The sequence below is a fragment of the Caballeronia arvi genome, assembly GCF_001544695.2.
Lineage (GTDB): Bacteria > Pseudomonadota > Gammaproteobacteria > Burkholderiales > Burkholderiaceae > Caballeronia > Caballeronia arvi.
Map to the genome: position 1 here is coordinate 1 of NZ_FCOM02000005.1, position 21,152 is coordinate 21,152.

Annotated in this window: 23 protein-coding genes; 11 read left to right on the forward strand and 12 right to left on the reverse strand. The window is 62.7% G+C overall.

Annotation, left to right across the window (positions count from 1 at the left end; all coding sequences use genetic code 11):
* Positions 1 to 648 precede the first annotated feature (648 nt).
* The 7 genes from fliL (at position 649) to fliR (ending at position 5,168) form a co-directional block, all read left to right on the forward strand.
* Positions 649 to 1,137 (forward strand): flagellar basal body-associated protein FliL, encoded by a 489-nt coding sequence (gene fliL, locus AWB74_RS07685; RefSeq protein ID WP_061146199.1) that lies wholly within the window; start codon positions 649 to 651, stop codon positions 1,135 to 1,137.
* A 25-nt stretch (positions 1,138 to 1,162) separates the two neighbouring features.
* Entirely contained in the window at positions 1,163 to 2,161 is a 999-nt protein-coding gene (fliM, locus tag AWB74_RS07690) for a flagellar motor switch protein FliM (RefSeq protein ID WP_061146200.1), read from the forward strand.
* Positions 2,154 to 2,585 carry a flagellar motor switch protein FliN gene (gene fliN / locus AWB74_RS07695; RefSeq protein WP_061126575.1) on the forward strand — a complete coding sequence of 144 codons (432 nt, stop codon included), beginning with the start codon at positions 2,154 to 2,156 and terminating at the stop codon, positions 2,583 to 2,585. The genes fliM and fliN overlap by 8 nt, the downstream gene beginning before the upstream one ends.
* Positions 2,582 to 3,076: a flagellar biosynthetic protein FliO gene (gene fliO, locus AWB74_RS07700; protein ID WP_061146201.1), complete on the forward strand. Its 495-nt coding sequence runs from the start codon at positions 2,582 to 2,584 to the stop codon at positions 3,074 to 3,076. The genes fliN and fliO overlap by 4 nt, the downstream gene beginning before the upstream one ends.
* 309 nt (positions 3,077 to 3,385) lie before the next feature.
* Positions 3,386 to 4,093 (forward strand): flagellar type III secretion system pore protein FliP, encoded by a 708-nt coding sequence (gene fliP, locus AWB74_RS07705; RefSeq protein WP_407642415.1) that lies wholly within the window; start codon positions 3,386 to 3,388, stop codon positions 4,091 to 4,093.
* Positions 4,094 to 4,104: 11 nt separating this feature from the next.
* Positions 4,105 to 4,374, forward strand: coding sequence for a flagellar biosynthesis protein FliQ (fliQ, locus tag AWB74_RS07710; RefSeq protein WP_061126578.1), 270 nt, complete (start codon positions 4,105 to 4,107; stop codon positions 4,372 to 4,374).
* Entirely contained in the window at positions 4,374 to 5,168 is a 795-nt protein-coding gene (fliR, locus tag AWB74_RS07715; protein ID WP_061146203.1) for a flagellar biosynthetic protein FliR, read from the forward strand. Before fliQ ends, fliR begins: the two co-directional genes overlap by 1 nt.
* Positions 5,169 to 5,884: 716 nt before the next feature.
* Here fliR and flgL read toward each other — a convergent pair.
* Positions 5,885 to 7,120, reverse strand: coding sequence for a flagellar hook-associated protein FlgL (gene flgL, locus AWB74_RS07725; protein ID WP_061146204.1), 1,236 nt, complete (start codon positions 7,118 to 7,120; stop codon positions 5,885 to 5,887).
* A gap of 11 nt (positions 7,121 to 7,131) precedes the next feature.
* Complete coding sequence (gene flgK / locus AWB74_RS07730; protein WP_061146205.1) at positions 7,132 to 9,075, reverse strand: flagellar hook-associated protein FlgK; 1,944 nt, start codon at positions 9,073 to 9,075, stop codon at positions 7,132 to 7,134.
* A 157-nt stretch (positions 9,076 to 9,232) separates the two neighbouring features.
* Between flgK and AWB74_RS07735 the strand changes: the two genes are divergently transcribed.
* Entirely contained in the window at positions 9,233 to 9,454 is a 222-nt protein-coding gene (locus AWB74_RS07735) for a hypothetical protein (RefSeq protein ID WP_143749157.1), read from the forward strand.
* 521 nt (positions 9,455 to 9,975) lie between these two features.
* Here AWB74_RS07735 and AWB74_RS07740 read toward each other — a convergent pair.
* The 10 genes from AWB74_RS07740 to flgB all read right to left on the reverse strand — a co-directional run bounded on the left by AWB74_RS07740 (position 9,976) and on the right by flgB (position 18,530).
* Complete coding sequence (locus AWB74_RS07740) at positions 9,976 to 10,728, reverse strand: flagellar brake protein (protein ID WP_061146418.1); 753 nt, start codon at positions 10,726 to 10,728, stop codon at positions 9,976 to 9,978.
* A gap of 279 nt (positions 10,729 to 11,007) precedes the next feature.
* Positions 11,008 to 12,066 (reverse strand): flagellar assembly peptidoglycan hydrolase FlgJ, encoded by a 1,059-nt coding sequence (gene flgJ, locus AWB74_RS07745; protein WP_061146206.1) that lies wholly within the window; start codon positions 12,064 to 12,066, stop codon positions 11,008 to 11,010.
* A 16-nt stretch (positions 12,067 to 12,082) separates the two neighbouring features.
* Positions 12,083 to 13,210 (reverse strand): flagellar basal body P-ring protein FlgI, encoded by a 1,128-nt coding sequence (locus AWB74_RS07750; protein ID WP_061146207.1) that lies wholly within the window; start codon positions 13,208 to 13,210, stop codon positions 12,083 to 12,085.
* 2 nt (positions 13,211 to 13,212) lie between these two features.
* The gene (locus tag AWB74_RS07755) at positions 13,213 to 13,896 is read right to left on the reverse strand and encodes a flagellar basal body L-ring protein FlgH (RefSeq protein ID WP_061146208.1); all 684 of its coding nucleotides are present in this window, start codon (positions 13,894 to 13,896) and stop codon (positions 13,213 to 13,215) included.
* A gap of 75 nt (positions 13,897 to 13,971) precedes the next feature.
* Entirely contained in the window at positions 13,972 to 14,760 is a 789-nt protein-coding gene (flgG, locus tag AWB74_RS07760; protein WP_061146209.1) for a flagellar basal-body rod protein FlgG, read from the reverse strand.
* Between the two features lie 36 nt (positions 14,761 to 14,796).
* Positions 14,797 to 15,549 carry a flagellar basal-body rod protein FlgF gene (flgF, locus tag AWB74_RS07765; protein WP_061146210.1) on the reverse strand — a complete coding sequence of 251 codons (753 nt, stop codon included), beginning with the start codon at positions 15,547 to 15,549 and terminating at the stop codon, positions 14,797 to 14,799.
* A 49-nt stretch (positions 15,550 to 15,598) separates the two neighbouring features.
* Positions 15,599 to 16,816, reverse strand: coding sequence for a flagellar hook protein FlgE (gene flgE / locus AWB74_RS07770; RefSeq protein ID WP_061146211.1), 1,218 nt, complete (start codon positions 16,814 to 16,816; stop codon positions 15,599 to 15,601).
* 45 nt (positions 16,817 to 16,861) lie between these two features.
* The gene (locus AWB74_RS07775) at positions 16,862 to 17,584 is read right to left on the reverse strand and encodes a flagellar hook assembly protein FlgD (RefSeq protein ID WP_061146212.1); all 723 of its coding nucleotides are present in this window, start codon (positions 17,582 to 17,584) and stop codon (positions 16,862 to 16,864) included.
* A 23-nt stretch (positions 17,585 to 17,607) separates the two neighbouring features.
* Positions 17,608 to 18,033 (reverse strand): flagellar basal body rod protein FlgC, encoded by a 426-nt coding sequence (flgC, locus tag AWB74_RS07780; RefSeq protein WP_035499295.1) that lies wholly within the window; start codon positions 18,031 to 18,033, stop codon positions 17,608 to 17,610.
* A 17-nt stretch (positions 18,034 to 18,050) separates the two neighbouring features.
* A complete protein-coding gene (flgB, locus tag AWB74_RS07785) occupies positions 18,051 to 18,530 on the reverse strand; it encodes a flagellar basal body rod protein FlgB (RefSeq protein ID WP_061146213.1) in 480 nt (159 codons plus the stop codon).
* A gap of 198 nt (positions 18,531 to 18,728) precedes the next feature.
* Between flgB and flgA the strand changes: the two genes are divergently transcribed.
* The 3 genes from flgA (at position 18,729) to AWB74_RS07800 (ending at position 21,020) form a co-directional block, all read left to right on the forward strand.
* Positions 18,729 to 19,994, forward strand: coding sequence for a flagellar basal body P-ring formation chaperone FlgA (flgA, locus tag AWB74_RS07790; RefSeq protein ID WP_061146214.1), 1,266 nt, complete (start codon positions 18,729 to 18,731; stop codon positions 19,992 to 19,994).
* A gap of 180 nt (positions 19,995 to 20,174) precedes the next feature.
* Positions 20,175 to 20,501, forward strand: coding sequence for a flagellar biosynthesis anti-sigma factor FlgM (flgM, locus tag AWB74_RS07795; RefSeq protein WP_061122413.1), 327 nt, complete (start codon positions 20,175 to 20,177; stop codon positions 20,499 to 20,501).
* An 84-nt stretch (positions 20,502 to 20,585) separates the two neighbouring features.
* Positions 20,586 to 21,020, forward strand: a complete 435-nt coding sequence (locus tag AWB74_RS07800) for a flagella synthesis protein FlgN (RefSeq protein ID WP_061146215.1) — start codon at positions 20,586 to 20,588, stop codon at positions 21,018 to 21,020.
* Positions 21,021 to 21,152 lie beyond the last annotated feature (132 nt).

The window sequence follows — 21,152 nt, forward strand, 5'->3', positions numbered from 1 at the left end:
TCCCCAGCCTAAGCACTTCACACCGGCCGCGGCACAGGCGATTGGCTGAATGGAACCCGGAGTAGCGAGTGCCCCCACAAAACTCGCGGGGCTTGGATCGCGCACGGTCTGACACATCGCGCCGCACTACTGACTGGTTCAGCACCAAATAGCTCCAGCCCGCTTCGCGGCCGACCGGTTCACCGGGTTGGCACGCGCATTTTCGGCTACATGTCTATCTCAACGTTGGTTTCCCTTGCATGCCCGGCGGCAGCGCGTAGCGCTGTGCCGGCGCTATTTCGTGCTGAACCAGCACGCTTGGAGCTATCGGGCGGCAGACCGTGCGCGGTCCAAGCCGCGCGAGTTTTGTGAGGGCACTCGCTACTCTGGGTTCCATTCAGCCAATCGCCTGTGCCGCGGCCGGTGTGAAGTGCTTAGGCTGGGGAGAGCTGCTTTCTTTGGTGACTTTCTTTGCAGCAGCAAAGAAAGTTACCCCCGCCCCGGGGAGGGGCAGTGCTAATAAACCACCACGAAAACAAGTTTCATCAAAAAAAACGCCAACCCCTCGCAGGGGCAAAAAGCCCAAATAACCCCAAATCCCCCCTCTGTTCGACCCATCGCTTTACACCCCGATAGCGAACAATTCACCCTATCGAAAGAGGCAAGCAAATGGCTACCACGACTGCAAACCAGCAACCCATCGTTCCCGCAAAGAGCGGCAAGCTCAAAAAGATCCTGATCATCGCCGTCGGCGCGATGGTGCTTCTCGGCGCGGGAGCCGGAGGCGCCTACTTCTTCCTCGGCAAGAATCACGGCCCGGCCAAGCCCGCTCCTGAACCGCCGCCCTTGTTCTTCCCGCTCGAATCGCTCACGGTGAATCTCCAGTCCGACGACGGCTCCATGCACTATCTCCGCGCCGGCCTCACGCTCAAGCTGCACGACGAAAAGGTCCAGTTGCTCGTCACCGAGCACATGCCCGAAGTCCGCAGCCGCGTGCTGCTCCTGCTCTCGGGCAAGCGCCCCGACGATCTCGCATCCGTCGACGGCAAAAAGCAGCTCGCGAACGAACTGCGCGCAGCAGTCGAGACGGCGGCGAGCTCGGCCGAAAAGCCGGTGCGCGTCGAAGAAGTGCTGTTCACCGAATTCGTCGTTCAGTAACGCCGGATCAGCGAGTAAAAGAGCCATGGGCCACGAAGAGTTCATGTCGCAGGAGGAGGTCGATGCCCTCCTCAAGGGCGTCACCGGCGAAATCGATCAGGAAGCTGACGAGAAAAAACCCGCCGGCGTACGTCCGTACAACATCGCGACGCAGGAACGCATCGTCCGCGGCCGGATGCCCGGCCTCGAAATCATCAACGACCGCTTCGCGCGCCTCATGCGCGTGGGCATCTTCAACTTCATGCGGCGCTCGGCGGAAATTTCCGTCGGCCCGGTGAAGGTGCAGAAGTACAGCGAATTCACGCGCAATCTGCCGATCCCGACCAATCTCAACCTGGTCCATGTGAAGCCGTTGCGCGGCACGTCGCTGTTCGTGTTCGACCCGAACCTCGTGTTCTTCGTGGTCGACAACCTGTTCGGCGGCGACGGGCGCTTTCACACGCGCGTCGAAGGCCGCGAGTTCACGCAGACCGAGCAGCGCATCATCAGCAAGCTGCTGAATCTCGTGTTCGAGCACTACGCGACGTCGTGGCGCAGCGTGAAACCGCTGCAGTTCGAATACATGCGCTCGGAAATGCACACGCAGTTCGCGAACGTCGCGACGCCGAACGAGATCGTCATCGTGACGCAGTTCACGATCGAATTCGGCTCGACGGGCGGCACGCTGCACATCTGCATGCCGTACTCGATGATCGAGCCGATCCGCGACGTGCTCTCCTCGCCGATCCAGGGCGAAGCGCTCGAAGTGGACCGCCGCTGGGTGCGCGTGCTGTCGCAGCAGGTGCAGTCGGCGGAAGTCGAACTGACGGTGGATCTCGCCGAGATCCGCTCGTCGTTCGCACAGATTCTCAACATGCGCGCGGGCGACGTGTTGCCGATCGACGTACCGGAACAGGTCGTCGCGAAAGTGGATGGCGTGCCGGTCATGGAATGCGGCTACGGAATGTTCAATGGTCAATACGCGCTGCGCGTCCAGAAGATGATCAGCGCGAGCGACACGATGAAGGAAGGTGGATATGAGTGACCTGATGCAGAACGACGCGCCCGGCGCGCCGGAAAAAGACGAAGAGCTTCTCCTCGACGACTGGGCGAGCGCGCTCGCGGAGCAGAACGGCAACGACGCGCCCGTCGCGGCGAGCGCGGGCGTGTTCCAGCCGTTGTCGAAGGCCGCGGCGCCGTCGACGCGCAACGACATCGACATGATTCTCGACATCCCCGTGCAGATGACGGTGGAACTGGGACGCACGAAGATCGCGATTCGCAACCTGCTGCAACTCGCGCAGGGCTCGGTCGTGGAACTCGACGGCCTCGCCGGCGAACCGATGGACGTGCTCGTGAACGGCTGTCTCATCGCGCAGGGCGAAGTCGTCGTCGTCAACGACAAGTTCGGTATTCGCCTGACCGACATCATCACGCCGTCCGAACGTATCCGGAAGTTGAATCGATGAAACGCTTTGCCGCCGCGCTCTTCGCCTGCGCGCCTCTTCTCGCACACGCGGCCGACATGAACGCCGTGAATCACGCCGCGCAGATCGCGTCGGGCGTCGGCGCGGGCAGCGCGGTGCCGTCGCTCGGTTTCGGCGCCGTGTTGCAGACGCTCATCGGGCTCGTCGTCGTGATCGGCTTCGTGTTCGGTTGTGCGTGGCTCGCGCGCACGTTCGGCTTTCAGGGCGGTAAGCGCTCGGGGCTCGTGAAGGTAGTCGGCGGCGCATCGCTCGGCAACAAGGAGCGCGTTGCGGTCATCGAAGTGGGCGATACGTGGCTCGTGCTCGGCGCCGGTCCCGGCAACGTGCGTCTGCTGCATACGATGCCCGCGGGCTCGGCGGAAGTGGAAGGCGTCAGCGTTCCGGCATCGTCGTCGTCCGGCAGCTTCGGCGCGAGATTCCGCGATGCCCTCGCGGGCGAAGCGAACAAGCGGCTGCAGAAGTTCGTCAAGTAAGGCAGATTTGCCGATACATCGGGCGTGGTTCGCAAGGGCCACGCCCGATTTGCGTTTACAGCCGCCGCTTACCAATAGAACGAGTTGGCGCGGGTTTCCCCCTCTTTTCGCGCCATCGTCGAGGATCGCGATAGCCGAGAATTCACGCTATCGAAAGAGGCAGGAAGTCATGGTCATCACGTTCGTCGTTCATCACGGTCAGCGCATTCTCGATGCTCTCGCAAGCATCGTCGGCGGGAGCAAGTAATGCAGGTCAGTCGTCATATCGTGCGTGCAGTGAAGCTCGCGCTTCCGGTTCTCGTCGGCTCGATGCCGTATCTCGCGCTCGCGCAGAGCACGGCGGGCTTGCCGGCCTTCAACACGAGTCCCGGCCCGAACGGCGGCACGACGTACTCGCTCAGCGTGCAGACGATGCTGCTGCTGACGATGCTCTCGTTCCTCCCCGCGATGGTCCTGATGATGACGAGCTTCACGCGCATCATCATCGTGCTGTCGCTGCTGCGCCAGGCGCTCGGCACGTCGAGCACGCCGCCGAATCAGGTGCTCGTCGGACTGGCGCTGTTTCTGTCGTTCTTCGTGATGTCGCCGGTGCTCGACCGTGCCTACAACGACGCATACAAGCCCTTTTCCGAAGGCCAGATCGCGATGGATCAGGCGATCACGCGCGGCGTCGGGCCGTTCAAGCAGTTCATGCTGAAGCAGACGCGCGAATCCGACCTCGCGCTCTTCGCGCGCATTTCGAAGGCCGCGCCGATGAACGGTCCCGAAGACGTGCCGCTTTCGCTGCTGGTGCCGTCGTTCATCACGAGCGAACTGAAGACGGGCTTTCAGATCGGCTTCACGATCTTCATTCCCTTTCTCATCATCGATATGGTGGTGGCGAGCGTGCTGATGTCGATGGGCATGATGATGGTGTCGCCGACGACCATCGCGCTGCCGTTCAAGCTGATGCTGTTCGTGCTGGTCGATGGCTGGCAGTTGCTCATCGGCTCGCTGGCTCAAAGTTTCGTTTCCTGAGGTTACCTGAGATGACTCCCGAATCCGTCATGACGATGGCGCATCAGGCGATGTACGTCGCCCTGTTGCTCGCCGCGCCTTTGCTGCTGGTGGCGCTCGTCGTCGGTCTGGTCGTGAGCCTGTTTCAGGCTGCGACGCAGATCAACGAATCAACCTTGTCGTTTATCCCGAAGCTGATCGCGGTGGCTGTGACGCTCGTGATCGCCGGTCCGTGGATGTTGTCGACGCTGCTCGACTACATGCGCTCGGTCCTCACCATTTCGCCGGGTGTCAGCGGCTGATGTTCTCGGTCACTTATGCGCAGCTGAACGGCTGGCTCACGGCGTTTCTGTGGCCTTTCGTGCGCATCCTCGCGCTGATTGCGACCGCGCCCGTGCTGAGCCACATGGCGATTCCGATGCGCGTGAAGATCGCGCTCGCCGCGTTCATAGCGTTGATCGTCGCGCCTACTTTGGGCGCGATGCCCCAGGTCACGGTGTTCTCGGCGGCGGGCGTTTGGATCATCGTCAATCAGCTTTTGATTGGCGCGGCGATTGGCATGGTGATGCAGATCGCATTCGCCGCCGTCGATGCGGCCGGTGAGTTCATCGGTCAGCAAATGGGCCTTGGTTTCGCGATGCTCTACGATCCGCGCGCGGGCGGGAATGCCGTGGTCGTTTCGCGGTATCTGAATACGCTTGCGATGCTCGCGTTTCTCGTCTTCGATGGACATTTGCAGCTCATGAGCGCGCTCGTGATGACATTTCAGAGCGTGCCGATCGAGGTGAATGTCGTGGGCGCGACTTCCCATGCGCAGGGGTGGCGGGTTTTGGTCGGCTACGGGGCCAGTGTGTTTTCTACTGGTTTGCTTCTGTCGTTGCCGATCGTGGCGGCGCTTCTCATTGCCAACCTCGCGCTCGGGATTTTGAATCGCGCGGCGCCGCAGATCGGGATTTTTCAGGTCGGGTTTCCGGTGACGATGCTCGTGGGGTTGCTGCTGTTGCAGCTTATGGTGCCCAACTTGATGCCGTTCTTTCAGCGGATTTTTGAGGTGGGGATCGGGCAAGTGGGCCGCGTTGCGGCGGGGATGTTTTAAGGTTTGTTTTTTTGCTTTTGCTTTTGCTTTTGAGTTCGCCGGATCCCGTATTCGTGTCGGTTTATTAGCATTGCCCCTCCCCGGGGCGGGGGTAACTTTCTTTGCTGCTGCAAAGAAAGTCACCAAAGAAAGCAGCTTTCCCCAGCCTAAGCACTTCACACCGGCCGCGGCACAGGCGATTGGCTGAATGGCCCCCAGAGTAGCGAGTGCCCCCACAAAACTCGCGGGGCTTGGATCGCGCACGGTCTGACACATCGCACCGCACTACTGACTGGTTCAGCACCAGTTAGCTCCAGCCTGCTTCGCGGCCGACGGGTCAATCGGGTTGCGTGCGCGCCTTTCCGCTACGCCTCTATCTCACTGCGTTTGTGGTTAGCTGGTTTCCCTGGCATGCCCGGCGGCAGCGCGTAGCGCTGTGCCGAAGCTATTTCGTGCTGAACCAGCGTCCTTTGGGTACTAGCTTGTCAGACCGTGCGCGATCCAAGCCCCGCGAGTTTTGTGGGGGCACTCGCTACTCCGGGGGCCATTCAGCCAATCGCCTGTGCCGGGGCCGGCATGAAGCACTTTGGATGGGAAAAGCTGCTTTCTTTGGTGACTTTCTTTGCAGCAGCAAAGAAAGTTACCCCCTCCCCGGGGAGGGGCATCGCTAATAAACCAACACGAATACAGGTTCCACCAAAAGAAACCCCACCCCCGCCGAAAGCCCCAGCGAAGGCTCAACTCCCGATGTAATCAAACAACGACATCTTCTGAATCTGCGAAAACGCCATCTGCGCGGCCTGCAGCGAGTTCTGCGTCAACTCATACTGACTGATCGATGAAACGAGATCGATGCTCGTCAGATTCGCGATGTCGCTCGCGGTCTGCGTCTGGCTCGTCTGCATCGCGGTCTGCGTCGACTGCACTTCCTGCTCGCGTCCGCCCACCACCGTCTGCGCCGACAGCACATTGTTGAACGTGTTGTCGATCTTGGTGCCGGCGGTCGTCAGCGCATTCGTGAGCTTCGCCTGCGCTTCCGGCGATCCCGTCGGCTGCTTCAGTGCGTTCACGATCGAGTCGAGCGCCGCGAAGATGTCGTTGTTATCCGTCGCCGCAGGCTGCACGGTGAAGCTGTCGCCATCGGCGGGCGCGCCTTCGATCGTCACCTTCTGGCCGCCCAGCGCAATGTCCGCCTTGTCCTTGTACGGGACATTCGTCGGCAGCGTGCTGTCCGCCGGGTTCGACGTGACCGAATAACTCGTCGTGCCGTCCGTTTGCGAAATCGAGAACGTGACCGTGTACTTGCTCGTGTTGCCCTTGTCGGTCGTATCGGTCACGCTCACCGGGCTGATCGTACCCGTGCCCGTGTTCGCCGCGCCCGCGCGCGACACCGGATCGCTTTCGACCGGCGACACACTCTGGAAAATCGACACGCCCGTGTCGCCCACGGTCATCGAGCGACCTTCGCTGATCTGCACCGAGCGCTGGCCGAAGTCGCCGGAATAAGTCGCGCCGACGCCCGACGCATTGTTCGAGAACGGCGCCGTGCCGCCCTTGAGACCCGAGAAGATGTAGTTGCCGCTGCTGTCCGTGGTATTCGCGAGGCCGAAAAGCTGATCGCGCAGACCCTGGATCGCGTCGGCGACCGCCGAGCGGTCCGAATCGGTGAGCGAGCCATCGCCCGCATGCGCGATTTGCGTCTGGACGCTCTGCAGCACATCGCTCACGCCGCTCAGCGTCGAGTCTTCCTGCTGCAAAGTCGAAAGCGCCGTCGTCTGGTTCGTGCTGTATTGCGCGAGCGCGCCGCTCTTCAACGTGAGCTGCACTGCCTGCGCCGCGCCGAGCGGATCGTCGGACGCGGTGAGAATCCGTTTGCCCGACGAGATCTGCTGATACATCGACGCAAGCGTGCTCTGCTGGTCGCTCATCGAAGCGACGTTCAAGTTGAAGTATTGAGAACTGGAAATACGCATCGCGTTTAACCTCAGTTGAACATGCCGAGCAGCGACTGGAACAGCGTCGCGGCGGTCTGAATCACCTTGCTGTTCGCTTGATAAAGCTGCTGATACTGAATCAGATTGGCCGCTTCTTCGTTCAGGTTCACGCCCTGCACGGATTGCTGCGCCGACGTCGCCTGCGTGAGCAGCGCGCTCTGCGCCGTGCTCGTCGCCTTGAGCTGGTTGGTCGTGTTGCCGATCGTGTTGATGTAGCTCGCGTACGAGCTCGTCAGCGTTTCGGTGCCGCCGTCGAGCGATTTCGCTGACACGAGATTCGCCATCGCGAGCGCGTTGCTGCCGTCGCTCGTGCCGCCCTTGTTCTGCGCGATGGTGAATTTGTCGTCGTCCTTCGGCGTGCCGCTGATGGTCGCCGAGACGCCATCGCCCTCGACGGTCATGCCCTTCGATGCATCGTAGGGAATCATCGTGCCGGCGGTGTAGGCCGTTCCGCCGACGGTGAGGTCCACGTCCGACGTGAAGCCCTTCGCCGTTGCGTCGTAGGTCAGGTTGATGTCGGACGTGAGCGGGCTTTTCGTCACCGTCGCCGACGAGATCGCCGCCGTGCCCGTGTTCGTGCTCGCCGCCGACGTCACCGCGGGCGATGCCGCTGCGATCGCCGCACCGTTGCTCGTCGCAAGCTTGAAGTTGTCGAGCGCGCCGCGCGTCGGCTGGATCGTGAACGAGTCGCCCTTCGCGACATCGGTCAGTGCGGATACGTCGATGTTCAGGCCGCCGATCGTCTTGTTCGTCTCCGTCGCCGGATCGATGGTGCCGAGCGTCTGACCGCTCGCCGGGTCCGTCACGGTGTACTTGCTGCCGTCGTAGGTCACGGTGAAATCGTTGGCGGGCGGTTGCGTGCCATCGACGATCGTCGCCGTCGGTGTATGCGTGCCCTTGTTGCGCGCGTTGGCCAGGATGTTCGGATCGCTGGTCGCGAACAGCTTGCCGCCGGGCTGGCCGTTGAGGTCGAGACCGAGCGCGTTCTGACCGTTCAGCTGATTGGCGAAGCTCGTCGCGATGGCGCCGAGTTGCGCCTGCGCCGGATCGAGCGTTTGCGTGCGGAAGTCGATCAGACCGCCGATCACGCCGCCCGTGAGCGCCGAATTCTCGATGTATTGCGCCGTCGCGGGTGTTGCCGCGCTGCCATCGCGATTCTGGAACGCGACGGTGAGCTCGCTCGGATCGGACGCCGAAGGCACCGTTTGCAGCCCGTATTGCGTATTGCCGACGACGAGCGGTTGCCCATTGCCGATGAACACGTTGTAGTTGCCGTCCTGCTGCACGACCTGCACGCCGATGACCGAGCTCAGATTCGAGACGAGCTGATCGCGTTGATCGAGCAACTGGTTGGGCTGCTGGCCGCCCGCGCTTGCGATGTTGATCTGCTTGTTGAGATCGGCGATCTGTTGCGAGTAGCTGTTGATCTGCGAGACGGCGCTGGTCAGTTGCGTGTTGACGCTCTGGCGCAACTGGTCGTATTGCTCGCCTGCCGAGTTGATCTGATCGGCGAGCGTTTGCGCGCTGCTCATCAGCGACTGGCGCGCGGCCGTGCTGCTTGCCGAATTCGCCACCGACTGCAGGCCGGAGAAGTAATTCGTGATGCCTTGCGCGATGCCTTTGGTCGGATCGCCGACGAGGTTGTTCAGTTGCGAGATCAGCGAGTAATACGTGCTTGCCGCGCTGCTCGACGCTTGCGTGTTGTTCACCTGCGTCGTGAGGTACTGGCTGTACTGACGCGACACGGTGACGGCCTGAACGCCGCCGCCGAGATAGCCCGAGCCGGTGAACTGGCCGGATGCTTCCTGATACGAGACCTTTTCGAGCGTATAGCCCGGCGTCGCGGCGTTGCTGATGTTCTGCCCTGTCGTCGTCAGGCCCCATTGGGCCGCATTCAGACCGGAAAGACCAATGCTGAAGATGTTATTGGACATGCGTGAATCCTGGTGAGGCGGCGAGGGAGCTGGCGCTGCCGCATGGCTTGATTTGTATATCGGCGGATTGGCGGGGAAATTGAGGGTTGTGCGCGCCTCGCGTTGCGGGGACGGTTGTTGCGATGGGGCCATTATGGGTGGCGTTGGGCAATGGCTATTGCCCGAAGAGCTGGGGTTTTATGGGGTTGTTTTGCTTTTTGGTTTTGATTTTGGTTTTGGTTTTGGTTTTGCCGGATCCCGTATTCGCGTCGGTCTATTAGCGATGCCCCTCCCCGGGGCGGGGGTAACTTTCTTTGCTGCTGCAAAGAAAGTCACCAAAGAAAGCAGCTTTCCCCAGCCTAAGCACTTCACACCGGCCGCGGCACAGGCGATTGGTTGAATGGCCCCCAGAGTAGCGAGTTCCCTCACAAAACTCGCGCAGCTTGGACCGCGCACGGTCTGACACGCCATAACTTCAAGTTCACTGGTTCAGCACGAAACAGCTTCGGCACAGCGCTACGCGCTGCCGCCGGGTTTGCAAGGGAAACCAACGAGAGGAAATACGGTGAGATGGAGACGTAGCAGAAAGGCGCGCGCCAACCTGATGGACCGGTCGGCCGCGAAGCAGGCTGGAGCTATTTGGTGCTGAACCAGTCAGTAGTGCGGTGCGATGTCTCAGACCGTGCGCGATCCAAGCCGGGTTAGGCCTTTGAGGGCACTCGCTACACTGGGTTCCATTCAGCCAATCGCCTGTGCCGCGGCCGGCGTGAAGTGCTTAGGCTGGGGAGAGCTGCTTTCTTTGCCTACTTTCTTTGCAGCAGCAAAGAAAGTAGGTGCCGCCCCGCACAGGGGCAGTGCTAATAAACCAACACGAATACGGGACCACCGAAAGCGAAAGCAAAAAGACAAAAAACAAAAACCCTACTTCGCCAACGACCGCCGCTTCATCTCGAGCTGAGTAATAAGCCGCTGCAGCGTATTCTCCGCCGACCCCGGCATGGAAACAAACTTGAACCCGATGGTAAACCGCCGATCCCCCTTCGGGTTTGTCGATTCCCGCTGCGAAACGAGCATCATATCGACCGTAATCCGGCCATTCGCGCTGAAATGCAGTTCAGCATCCTGCACCACGATGCCCATGTCGAGATTCGCCACGCGCTCATCCGTCGTGCGCAACGCCACGCCGCCGAGCGAAAGATCATGCACTTCGAAGCGGAACCGATCGCCATCCGGCAGCGAACCGCTGCACATATAAGGATCGAGCACCGGCGCCTCGACACGGAAATACTCGCGCCGCTGCATGTAATACAACACCGGCGGGAATTCCGCTTCGAACGCGGGACGCCCGTCGAATACCGTCTCGCGCGGCGTAGGCGTCGTGAATTCCACACGCACGCCATCCGGCGCCGCGCTGAAAATCAACTTCTGCGATGCAAGCACGCCGCGATTCTGCTCCGGCACGCCGCCCCAGTCGAATGTGAAGCGATGCGCCGTCACATCGACATCGAGCAAACGCGTGACGATCTGGCCGTCGCCATATTGCGCCGTCAGAAAGTCTCCGCGGTTCGCGAGATTGCGCAGCGCCACGCCGATTTCCAGCGGATTGCGCCGGCCGAAATCCACGATCGGCGCGATATCGTCGTCGGCAACGTCATGCTTGTGATTGGTGTTCATGGTGCTAGCCGTATTCATTGTGCCCGCGCGCCCGCCCACTTCCCCGAACGCCGCGCGTCGATCCGAACCCCAATTGGTCCGGCACTTCGATTATTCAGGTTAGCGGCATGCCTCTTTAAAAGTTTAGGGTTCGCACGCGTAAAAAGTATGTGGTGCGCCGTCCCTTATAGCGTAAAACGTTTGCTGCCGCATCAGCGCCGAACACACGCGCGCAATCCTTGTTAGCAAGAACGCGACCGCAATCATCGGCTGTTTCGAAAAACGCAGCGCGGGTCTTCGTCAGACGATCTGGCGCATGATCGAAATCAGCTTTTTCGCGTATTGGGGGTCGGTCGCATAGCCCGCCTTCTGCATGCCGTGCGCGAAGCCCGCGACATCGCGCGAAGCCTGAATAACCGGCGCATAGCGCGGATTGTTCTTGATGACGCTCGCATAATCGGTGAGCGCTTCCTCGTACGAATCGTAGGCGCGGAATTTCTCGACGACCTTCTGCGGCTGGCCGTTCACATATTCCGTCGTGACCGAGCTGACGGTCTTGCCGCCCCAGTCCTTCGTCGCCTTGATGCCGAAGATGTTGTGGCTCGTCGCGCCGTTCGCGTGCTTGATCTCGCGCTTGCCCCAGCCCGATTCCAGCGCCGCCTGGCCGATGATGAAGCGCGCCGGAATGCCCGTCGCCGCGCTCGCGGCCTGCGCCGGCACAGCCAACCGGTCGACGAACGCGTTGACCTTGTCCGAGCCGTTGCCGCGCACGGGCGGCTCCAGCGAATCCGCCGCCGTATAGCCCTTGCCCGCGAGCGACGCATTGTTCTTGCCGGCCTGCGCCGCCGCGTACGCCTTGGCCATCGCGTTCATCGCGGCGAGATTGCCCGCGTTCGCTTCGAGATCGCCGCTGCCGCCCGACATGCCGCCGAGCGCCTGCATCGCGTTCATCGTGCCCATCGCATTGGCGCCGCCCGCCGCATTCGCGCCGGTCTGCCCGCCGGCGTTGCGCATGAGCTGCTTCAGCATCATGTCCGCGACGCCGATGCCCTTCGACGACATCTGCTGCGACAACTGCTGATCAAGCATCGACGTGAACGACTTCGTATCGTTCGATTCGAACGGGCTGTCCGACGGCGTCGCGTCGCGCATGCTCTTCAACATCATCTGCGTGAAGACGGCGTCGAACTGCTTCGCGGCCTCCTTGAGCCCTTGCTGCGGATTGGCGCTGGCCTGGGCGCGCAGCGCGTCGAAGCCCTGCGTATCGAGCGCGAAACGGTTCGACAGGCCCGAGAATCCGCTCGTCGTATCGGTCGATGCCAGCGCGGTGCTGGCGATTCCGTTCGTGTTCGAGTTCATAGGTTCTTGTTCGTTCTTAGATGATTTCGAGGTCTGCGCGTAGCGCACCCGCCGCCTTCATCGACTGAAGGATCGAGATGAGATCCGCCGGCGTAGCTCCTAGCGCGTTGAGCGCCTTCACGACATCCGCGAGATTCGCGCCCGCGTTCAGCATCTTGAGCGCGCCGCTGTCCTGCTTCAGCTGAATCGACGATTCCTTCGCCGCGACCGTCTGCCCGTTCGAGAATGCGCCCGGCTGGCTCACCGCCGTCTTCGTGTTGATGACGACCGACAGATTGCCGTGCGCGACCGCGCAGTTCTGCAGCGTGACCATCTGATTCATCACGATCGAGCCGGTGCGCGCGTTCAAAATCACCTTCGCGGCGGCCTGCGCCGGACGCACATCGATGTTCTGCAACTGCGCCATGAACGACACCTGCTCGCTCGCGTCCTGCGGCGCGCGCAGCTGAATGGTGCGGCCGTCGAGCGCGAGCGCCGTGCCCATGCCGAACTGATTGTTCACCGCCGCGACGATGCGCTGCGTCGTGTCGAAATCCATCTCGCGCAGTTCCATCTGCATGACGCCGCCCTGCTGCTGCAATGCCGATGGCACCGCGCGCTCGACGATCGCGCCCGCCGAAATGCGGCCGACCGCGAGCTGGTTCACCTGCACCTTGCTGCCGTTCGCACTCGCGCCCGCGCCGCCGACGACGAGATTGCCCTGCGCCATCGCATACACCTGGCCGTCGGCGCCCTTAAGCGGCGACATCAGGAGCGTGCCGCCGCGCAGGCTCTTCGCATTGCCGAGCGACGACACGGTGACATCGATCGCTTCGCCGGGACGCGCGAACGGCGGCAGCGTCGCGGTGACCATCACCGCCGCGACGTTCTTCAACTGCATGTTCTGCGTCGTCGCCGAGTTCACCGTGATGCCGAGGTTGCCGAGCATGTTGGTGAGCGACTGCGTCGTGAACGGCGTCTGCATCGTCTGGTCGCCGGTGCCGTCGAGACCGACGACGAGGCCGTAGCCGATAAGCGGATTGTCACGCACGCCCTGGAACGAGACGAGGTCTTTCAGGCGCTCGGCGTGAGCATGGGGCGCGGAGCCGATCGCGACCAGCGCGGCCGCGAGCGAGAACGAAACGAAACGGAGAAGCGGATTCATGATCAGAACGGCGCGACGTTGAGGAAGAAGCGCTGGAGCCAGCCCATGTTCTGCGCTTCGTCGATGTAACCCTTCGCCGAGTATTCGATCTTCGCGTCGGCGACTTGCGTGGAGAACACGGTGTTGGTGCCCGAAATGGTCGTCGGATTGACGACGCCCGAGAAGCGCACGAATTCGTTGCCCTGGTTGATGAGCATCTGCTTTTCGCCGCTCACCATCAGGTTGCCGTTGGACAGAACGTCCGTGACGGTGACGGTCAGCGTGCCGCTGAACGTGTTCGCCGCGCTCGCGCCGCCCGCCGCCGTGAACTTGTTCGTGCCGGTCGCCGACAGATTCGTGTTGTTGAACAGGCCGCCGAAGATGCCCGGCACCGTCGGCACCTGGAACGCGCCTGTGCCGTTGCGATTCGTATTCGCCGCCGACGACTTCGTCGCGTTGACGTTTTCCGAGATCACGATGGTCAGGATGTCGCCCACGTTGCGCGGACGCTGGTCTTCGAAAAGCGGCCTGCCTGCGTAGCCCGCGTTGTAGATCGCGCCGGGCGAGCGCGTGCCGACGGGCGGCTGCGGCGGACGCGCGGTCATCGGCTGCTGGACGATCGGCTCTTTCGGCACGAGGCCGCATGCGGCGAGCGCTGCAATGAGCGCGGCCATCGAAAAGCGCGAAAGAATGTGAGTAGACGACATCGTGATAACTCTTTTGAAGCGAATGAAGCGTCAGTGTGACGCCATCCGCTTGATTCCCATCCGTCGAATAGAGGGTTAAACCTGCATTTGCGAAAGCGTCTGCAGCATCTGGTCGGACGTGGTCACGGCCTTGCTGTTGATCTCGTACGCGCGCTGGGTCTGGATCATGTTGACCAGTTCCTGCACGACGTTCACGTTCGACGCTTCCACGTAACCCTGCTGCAGCGAACCCGCGCCGTTGAGACCCGGCTGCGACACGTTCGGCGCGCCCGAGCTGCCCGTTTCGGAGAACAGGTTCTCACCGCGCGCTTCGAGGCCGGCCGGGTTGATGAAGGTCGCGAGCTGAAGCGCGCCGACCGTCGTGCTGGCCGAGCTGCCCTGCTGCGTGATCGACACCGTGCCGTCCGAGCCGATGGTGATCGCCGTCGCGTTCTGCGGAATCGTGATCGCCGGATTCAGCTGATAGCCGCTCGACGTGACGAGCTGGCCCTGCGCGTTCGTCTGAAACGAGCCGTCGCGCGTGTAGGCGGTGGTGCCATCGGGCATCGTCACCTGAAAGAAGCCCTGACCGTTGATCGCGACGTCCTTCGAGTTGCCGGTCTGCTGCAGGTTGCCCTGCGTGTACAGGCGTTCCGTTGCGACCTGTTGCACGCCCGTGCCGAGCTGGACGCCCGATGCGAGCTCGGTCTGTTGCGTCGAGTTCGCGCCCGGCTGACGCGTGGTCTGATACAGCAGATCCTCGAACACCGCGCGCGAACCCTTGAAGCCGTTCGTGCCGACGTTGGCGAGGTTGTTCGAGATCACGTCCATCTGCGCCTGCTGCGCATTCATGCCGGTCGCGGCGATGTAAAGAGAGCGATTCATGTTCTTGCGTTTCCTGAGTGTCTGTTGCGTCGCCGCTTAGGAGAAGTTCAGCAGCTTGTTGGCCGATTGTTCGTTCTGGTCCGCCGATTCCATCAGCTTCGTCTGCATCTGGAACTGGCGCGCATTGGTGATCATCGAGACCATCGCGGAGACCGGGTTCACGTTGCTGCCTTCGAGCGCCCCGCCAGCGACGACGACGTTCGGGTCCGCATCGGCGGGGTCGCCGGTCGCGGTGCGAAAGAGGCCGTCGTCGCCGCGCGTCAACGTCGCCGGATCGGGATTCACGAGCTTCAGCTGATCGACGACCGCGATCGCTGTCGGCGGGTCGCCCGGAATCAGCGCGGAGATCGTGCCGTCCTTGCCGATCGTCACTTCAGCGCCCGGTGGAATCGACAGCGGACCGCCGCTGCCGAGCACCGGCAGGTTGCTCGCGTTGACGAGCTGGCCGTTCTGATCCACGTGCAGATTGCCCGCGCGCGTGTACGCCTCGCTGCCGTCGGCCGCCTGCACGGACAGCCAGCCGGGGCCCTGAACGGCGACATCGAGCGGATTGCCGGTCTGCTGGATCGGGCCCGCGGAGTAGTCCGCGTTCGGCGTCGACGAGAGCACGAAGGTGCGCGTCGTGCCATCGGCGGACTGGTCCTCGAACGACATCGGCACCTGGCGGAACGCCGCGAGCTGCGCCTTGAAACCCGTGGTCGACGCGTTCGCGAGGTTGTTCGCCGTGACGGCCTGCTGTTCGAGCGCCTGGCTTGCGCCGGTCATCGCGGTGTAGATCAGACGGTCCATGAATCGCTTCCTTCTTCCCTGTTACTTCTGGTTCGCTTGCGGACGATGCTTACAGATTGATCAGCGTCTGGTCGACGGTCTGCTGCGTCTTGATCGTCTGCGCGTTCGCCTGATAGTTGCGCTGCGCGGTGATCAGATTCACGAGCTCGCTCGTCAGATCGACGTTGGAGTTCTCCACCGCGCCGCCTTGCAGCGTGCCGTGGTTGGTCGAGCCCGGAACGGACACCTGCGCCGCGCCTGAAGCCGCCGTCTGCGCGTACACGTTGCCGCCGAGGTTCTGCAAACCATTCTGGTTGTTGAAGTTCGCGACCGCGATCTGGCCGAGCGCCTTCGTCTGGCCGTTCGAGTAGTTACCCGTCAGCATGCCGTCCGTGCCGACCGTGAAGCCCGTCAGTTCGCCCGTGGGGTTGCCGTCCTGATGCAAATTCGTGAGGCCGCTCTTCGCGCCGTACTGCGTCGTGCCGGAAAGGTCGAGCGTCAGCGTCTGCGTCGCGCCCGCCGTCGCGCTCGCGCCGTCCGGGATCGTGAACGAGAAGGTCTTGCCGCTCGTCAGGTTGCCCGACGAATCGAACGTGACCGGGCCGAGATCCGTCTTTGCCGTGACCGGATCGCCATAGCCCGCGAAAGCTTCCCACGTGTTCGTGCTGGACTTCGTGAAGTACACAGACACCTTCTGCGTGCCGCCGAGCGAGTCGTACGCATCGACGGATGTCGACGCGTTGTACGTGTTGCCGTTGGTCGGATCGAAGTCCGCGGCGGCCTTGACGTCGTCCTGCGAGTTCAGGTTGAACGCGGCGGTGATCTTCTTCGTTGGGGTCGGCGCGATGTTCGCGGTCGGCACCGTCAGCGGCACCGTGCTCGCGCTGTTGACCACGCCGCTCGAATCCGACGCGTAGCCCATCAGTTGCAGGCCGGACGAATTGACGATGTTGCCGTTGTCGTCGAGATGGAACACGCCATTGCGCGAATACACGATCGAGCCGTTGTTCGACAACTGATAGAAACCGTTGCCGTTGATCGCGACGTCGAGCGCCTGATTGGTCGTCGTGATCGTGCCTTGCGAGAACTGCTGCTGCACTTCGGACATGCGCGTGCCGATGCCGATCTGATTGCTGACGGCCGTGGCCATCGAATTCGCGTACATGTCCGCGAATTGCGCCGCACCTTGTTTGAAGCCGACGGTGTTCGCGTTCGCGATGTTGTTGCCGATCACGTCGAGGTCGCTCGATGCTGCGCCCAGACCGCTCAATGCCTGTTGGTAACTCATGTGTTTCTCCGCGACGAGTTCGCGCTCGTCCTAAAAAATGTCTGTTTAGAGAATCGACGCGACGCTCGTCAGCGCCACCGTGGAACCGTTCGCGAGCTTGAGACCCGGCGCGCCGCCCGTCATCTGCACGACGCTCTGGACCTGCGAAGCGGAAAGCGTCGTCGCGGTCGCCTGCTGGCCGTTGATCGTGCCTTGCGCGGTGATCGTGTAGCTGCCGTCGGCGAGCGTGTTGCCCTTCGAGTCGACCGGCTTCCAGCCCGTCACCGGCACGACGCCCGCGCCTTGCGCGCCGAGATCGAGCGTATTGACGATCTGGCCCGACGAGTTCTTCACGACGATCTGCAGATCGCTCACGTCGTTCGCCAATTGCACGCCGAAGCTCGACGACGCGCCGCTCGACACCGTCATGGCGTTACCCGCCGCGAGCACGTTCGAGCCGATGAGCAGCGCGGCCTGCGTCTGCTGGCCGGCGGAAAGCTGCGTCGCGAGCGAAGACAGCGACGTGTTCAACTGACCGATGCCCGTCACCGTGTTGATCTGCGCGAGCTGCGAGGTCATCTGCGAGCTGTCGGCGGGATTCGTCGGGTCCTGGTTCTTCAACTGCGTCACGAGCAGCGTGAGGAAGGTGTTCTGCAGTTCCGTCGCCGATTGCGCGCCTGTCGCCGAGCTCGACGAAGACGCCGAACTCGACGACGTGCCGTTCATGGTGTCGAGCAGCGTCTGCGACACATTCGTGCCGTTGCTGCCGATGGTTGTGCTGGTCGTCACGTTGTTTTCCTTGAATGTCCGAATCAGGTGCCGATGGTCAAAGTCTTGAGCATCAATTGCTTGGCGGTATTGAGCGTTTCGACGTTCGCCTGATAGGAACGCGACGCGGAAATCATGTTGACCATCTCCTGTACCGGATCGACGTTCGGCAGCGTCACGTAGCCGTCCGCGTTCGCCGCCGGGTTGCTCGGGTCGTAGCTGGTTTTCATCGGGCTCGGATCGTCGATGACGCCGGTCACCTGCACGCCGCCGACCTGCTGGCCCGACGCGGTGCGCGCACCGCCGAGCGGATCGACCGCGAACACGACCTGCTTCGCCTTGTACGGCTGGCCGTCCGGGCCGGTCGTGCTGTCCGCGTTCGCGAGGTTCGACGCGGTGACGTTCAGGCGCTGCGCCTGAGCGGACATCGCCGAGCCGGCGACGTTGAAGATGTTCATCAAAGAGGGCATTTCTTCTCCTAATGCGCTCAGCTATTTGAAGTGATCGCCGAGAGCATCGACTTGATCTGCGAGCTCAGCACCGTCATGCCGGCTTCGAAGTGCAGCGCGTTGTCCGCGAACTGCACGCGCTCGGCGTCGAGATCGACCGTGTTGCCGTCGAGCGACGGCTGGTTCGGCACGCGATAGGCGAGCTTGCCGTAGTCGTCGCTCGAGCCGCCCGATGCGGAGAGCGTCGACGTGCCGGACATATGGCCCTTCGACGTCACGCTCATCGAGGCGCTTGCGCTCACGCTGACGGGCTGCGCCATCTTCAGCGTCGCGTTGTTCGATGCGCCGCCGCCCGGCTTCAGCGCGCCCGCTAGCGCGGTGGAGAAATCGACGTCGCGCGCCTTGTAGCCGGGCGTATCGGCGTTGGCGATATTCGACGACAGCAATTCCTGCCGGTACGCGCGCACGTCGAGCGCCTCACGGCCGAAAGCGAATTCCTTGTCGAGTCTGTCTAGCATTGCGGTTTCTCCTGTCGGCGGCGCCGAGGGCTTTTTGCATGACACGCATCTTAGGAGCGGCGCGCAAGAACTAATCCGATGAATAACCGGGAAACGCGGCCTCTATTCGACGCTTGCCCGTTGCGGCCGATATCTAGAATTCGTTTCGTTAATCGCCGCGCAGGTGCGGCTCGATCGAATCAGCAACGGAGAGAAGTGATGAGCAGGTCCGCGAAGCGTGCATCGAACCCTACGGCTCGCGCCGCAGCGACGTTCGCGCGCCGCACGCTGGGCGCGTCGCTGTTCATGAGCGTCGTGATGAGCGCGCAGGCTCAGCAAAGCGACGGCATGATCGTCATTCCGGGCAACGCGGAAACCAATCCCGCCGCCGCGGCCGATATGGCGCAGAAGCTCAACGCGCCCGCTGCACCGGCGGCGCGGCCCGCGCCCGCTCCCGTTGCGGCGATGCAGTCCGGCTATCGCGCCGCGACGAAAGCCGCCGACGCCGCGATGCGCAATGCCGCGCTGGAACTCGAAGCCCGCGCCGACGCCGCCGACGACTCCATGAACGACGCGGGCGGCATGATCGTCATTCCCGGTCCGGGCGAAGCGAAGCCTGCGCGGGTTGCTGCGCCGTCCGCGCCCGCCGCTGCTCCGTCGCTTGCGAGGGCGCCTGCCGCTTCCGTTTCACGCGATGTCATTCCCGTCGTCGTGACGCGCGACGATGGCATCGCGCGCGGCACGAATGCGAAGCCCATTGCGGCGGGTTCGGCATCGCCGGCCGCATCGCCGATGAAGCGTGTCAGCTTCAATCCGTCCGCTGCCGCCGCGTTGCCGCAAGCCCAGCAGAGCGGAAACGCCGCGCTGCAGGACGGCGAATCGATCCGCGTCGCCGCGCTCGGCTTTCTTCAACAGCAGGCCGCGGGTTTGCCGGGCAAAGTCGAGATCACCGTCACGCCGGTATTTCCGCGCGGCCTCGCCGCCTGCTCGGCGCTCGATCCGTTCATGCCGACCGGCGCGCGGCTGTGGGGCCGCATGACCGTCGGCGTGCGCTGTGTCGGCGAGCGTCCGTGGACGCTCTACGTGCAGGCGCGCGTGTCGATCAACGCTACTTACTATCAGGCCGCGCGCGCGATCGCGCCCGGCGAAGTGCTGACCAACGCCGATCTCGTCGCCCGCGACGGCGATATCACCGCGATGCCGCAGGCTATCGTCACCGATCCGGCGCAGGCCGTAGGCGCGGTGGCGCTCGGGCGCGTGCCAGCGGGCTTGCCGCTGCGCACCGACATGCTGCGCGCCGCGAGTTCGGTGGCTATCGGCCAGAACGTGCGCGTGGTCGCGGGCGGCTCCGGCTTTTCGATTTCCGCCGAAGGCACCGCGATGAACAACGCCGCGCCCGGCCAGCAGATTCGTGTGAAAACCGCTGCCGGACAGATCATCACGGGCATCGTGAAGGACGCCCAGACGGTTGAGATTTCGCTGTAAAGAACAGAAGTGTTCGGCCCCCCACGTTTGTTTCATTTTGTTGCAAATGCGCCCGAAGCCCGCCAGATAAGGCTTTGAAGGCGATGAGCACGCCGCACGGCAGTTGGTAGTCCCCCGGCAGGGTAAAGTTTTCAAGCACCCTCGCCGATAAAGGACTCAACACGTTCGGGAATGGACATCGTGAAAATCGAATCGAATAGCAACACCAATCTGGCAGGCCTTCAAGACAACCTGCAGCGCGCGTCGCAAAACGACGCAAAAGGTGCCACGGGCACCGTGCAACAGTCGGGCGCGAACCCGGCGACGAATTCGACGGTGAGCTTGTCGTCGTTGTCGAGCGACCTGCGCGCATCGAACGGCTCGGACATCGATACGGCGAAAGTCGCATCGATCAAGGCCGCGATCCGCGACGGCAGCCTGAAGATCGACACGAGCAAGATCGCCGACGGCATTCTGAGCACCGCGCGCGACCTGCTGCAAACGAGAACCCCGCCGACCGGCGGCTGAACGCTTCCAGGGCGCGCACAGGCGCGTGACGGCAGGCGTTCGCGAAACCGGGCGGCTTTTTGAAACCGCTTTTCGAGCGATGCAATGAAAGACGCCCTGCTTGCCACCGTCACCGAAGAAGTCGCCGCTGTTCAGGCCTTCGAAAACCTCCTCGTCGAAGAGGAAAAAGCGCTGATCGCAGCGCAGCCGCTTCCGGCGCTGCCTTCGATCATCGAGCACAAGACCACGCTGACCGAGCGCATCTCCGTTCTCGAAAAGACCCGCGATGAGCAGTTGAACGCGCTCGGTTTCCCCGGCGGCTTCGTCGGCATGGAAGCCGCCGCCGCCAGCGACGAGGCGATCGCCGGGCAATGGGCGTTGCTGACCGCTTCCGCCCGTCGCGCGAAACAGGGCAACAACAACAACGGCGTGCTGATCCGCACGCGCATGGAATACAACCGCAAGGCGCTCGCGGCGTTGCAGGTCGCGCCGTCGAAGAGCGGCTTCTACGGTCCGGACGGGCGCGTGCCAGGCGCCTGACCGCATCCACGTCTTCATGCAGAACGGCGCGTGCTTCCTTGCGAGGCACGCGCCGCTTTTGTTTCCCGCGCTTTCATCTACCGAATAACCCCCTTTTCCCCGGCTTTATCCGCCGATGGCCGCTCGACGCCT

Bases quoted from the DNA above. Each gene is read 5' to 3' on its own strand.
- fliL (WP_061146199.1), top strand. From the start codon at position 649: ATGGCTACCACGACTGCAAACCAGCAACCCATCGTTCCCGCAAAGAGC.
- fliM (WP_061146200.1), top strand. From the start codon at position 1,163: ATGGGCCACGAAGAGTTCATGTCGCAGGAGGAGGTCGATGCCCTCCTC.
- fliN (WP_061126575.1), top strand. From the start codon at position 2,154: ATGAGTGACCTGATGCAGAACGACGCGCCCGGCGCGCCGGAAAAAGAC.
- fliO (WP_061146201.1), top strand. From the start codon at position 2,582: ATGAAACGCTTTGCCGCCGCGCTCTTCGCCTGCGCGCCTCTTCTCGCA.
- fliP (WP_407642415.1), top strand. From the start codon at position 3,386: ATGCCGTATCTCGCGCTCGCGCAGAGCACGGCGGGCTTGCCGGCCTTC.
- fliQ (WP_061126578.1), top strand. From the start codon at position 4,105: ATGACTCCCGAATCCGTCATGACGATGGCGCATCAGGCGATGTACGTC.
- fliR (WP_061146203.1), top strand. From the start codon at position 4,374: ATGTTCTCGGTCACTTATGCGCAGCTGAACGGCTGGCTCACGGCGTTT.
- flgL (WP_061146204.1), bottom strand. From the start codon at position 7,120: ATGCGTATTTCCAGTTCTCAATACTTCAACTTGAACGTCGCTTCGATG.
- flgK (WP_061146205.1), bottom strand. From the start codon at position 9,075: ATGTCCAATAACATCTTCAGCATTGGTCTTTCCGGTCTGAATGCGGCC.
- AWB74_RS07740 (WP_061146418.1), bottom strand. From the start codon at position 10,728: ATGAACACCAATCACAAGCATGACGTTGCCGACGACGATATCGCGCCG.
- flgJ (WP_061146206.1), bottom strand. From the start codon at position 12,066: ATGAACTCGAACACGAACGGAATCGCCAGCACCGCGCTGGCATCGACC.
- AWB74_RS07750 (WP_061146207.1), bottom strand. From the start codon at position 13,210: ATGAATCCGCTTCTCCGTTTCGTTTCGTTCTCGCTCGCGGCCGCGCTG.
- AWB74_RS07755 (WP_061146208.1), bottom strand. From the start codon at position 13,896: ATGTCGTCTACTCACATTCTTTCGCGCTTTTCGATGGCCGCGCTCATT.
- flgG (WP_061146209.1), bottom strand. From the start codon at position 14,760: ATGAATCGCTCTCTTTACATCGCCGCGACCGGCATGAATGCGCAGCAG.
- flgF (WP_061146210.1), bottom strand. From the start codon at position 15,549: ATGGACCGTCTGATCTACACCGCGATGACCGGCGCAAGCCAGGCGCTC.
- flgE (WP_061146211.1), bottom strand. From the start codon at position 16,816: ATGAGTTACCAACAGGCATTGAGCGGTCTGGGCGCAGCATCGAGCGAC.
- flgC (WP_035499295.1), bottom strand. From the start codon at position 18,033: ATGCCCTCTTTGATGAACATCTTCAACGTCGCCGGCTCGGCGATGTCC.
- flgB (WP_061146213.1), bottom strand. From the start codon at position 18,530: ATGCTAGACAGACTCGACAAGGAATTCGCTTTCGGCCGTGAGGCGCTC.
- flgA (WP_061146214.1), top strand. From the start codon at position 18,729: ATGAGCAGGTCCGCGAAGCGTGCATCGAACCCTACGGCTCGCGCCGCA.
- AWB74_RS07800 (WP_061146215.1), top strand. From the start codon at position 20,586: ATGAAAGACGCCCTGCTTGCCACCGTCACCGAAGAAGTCGCCGCTGTT.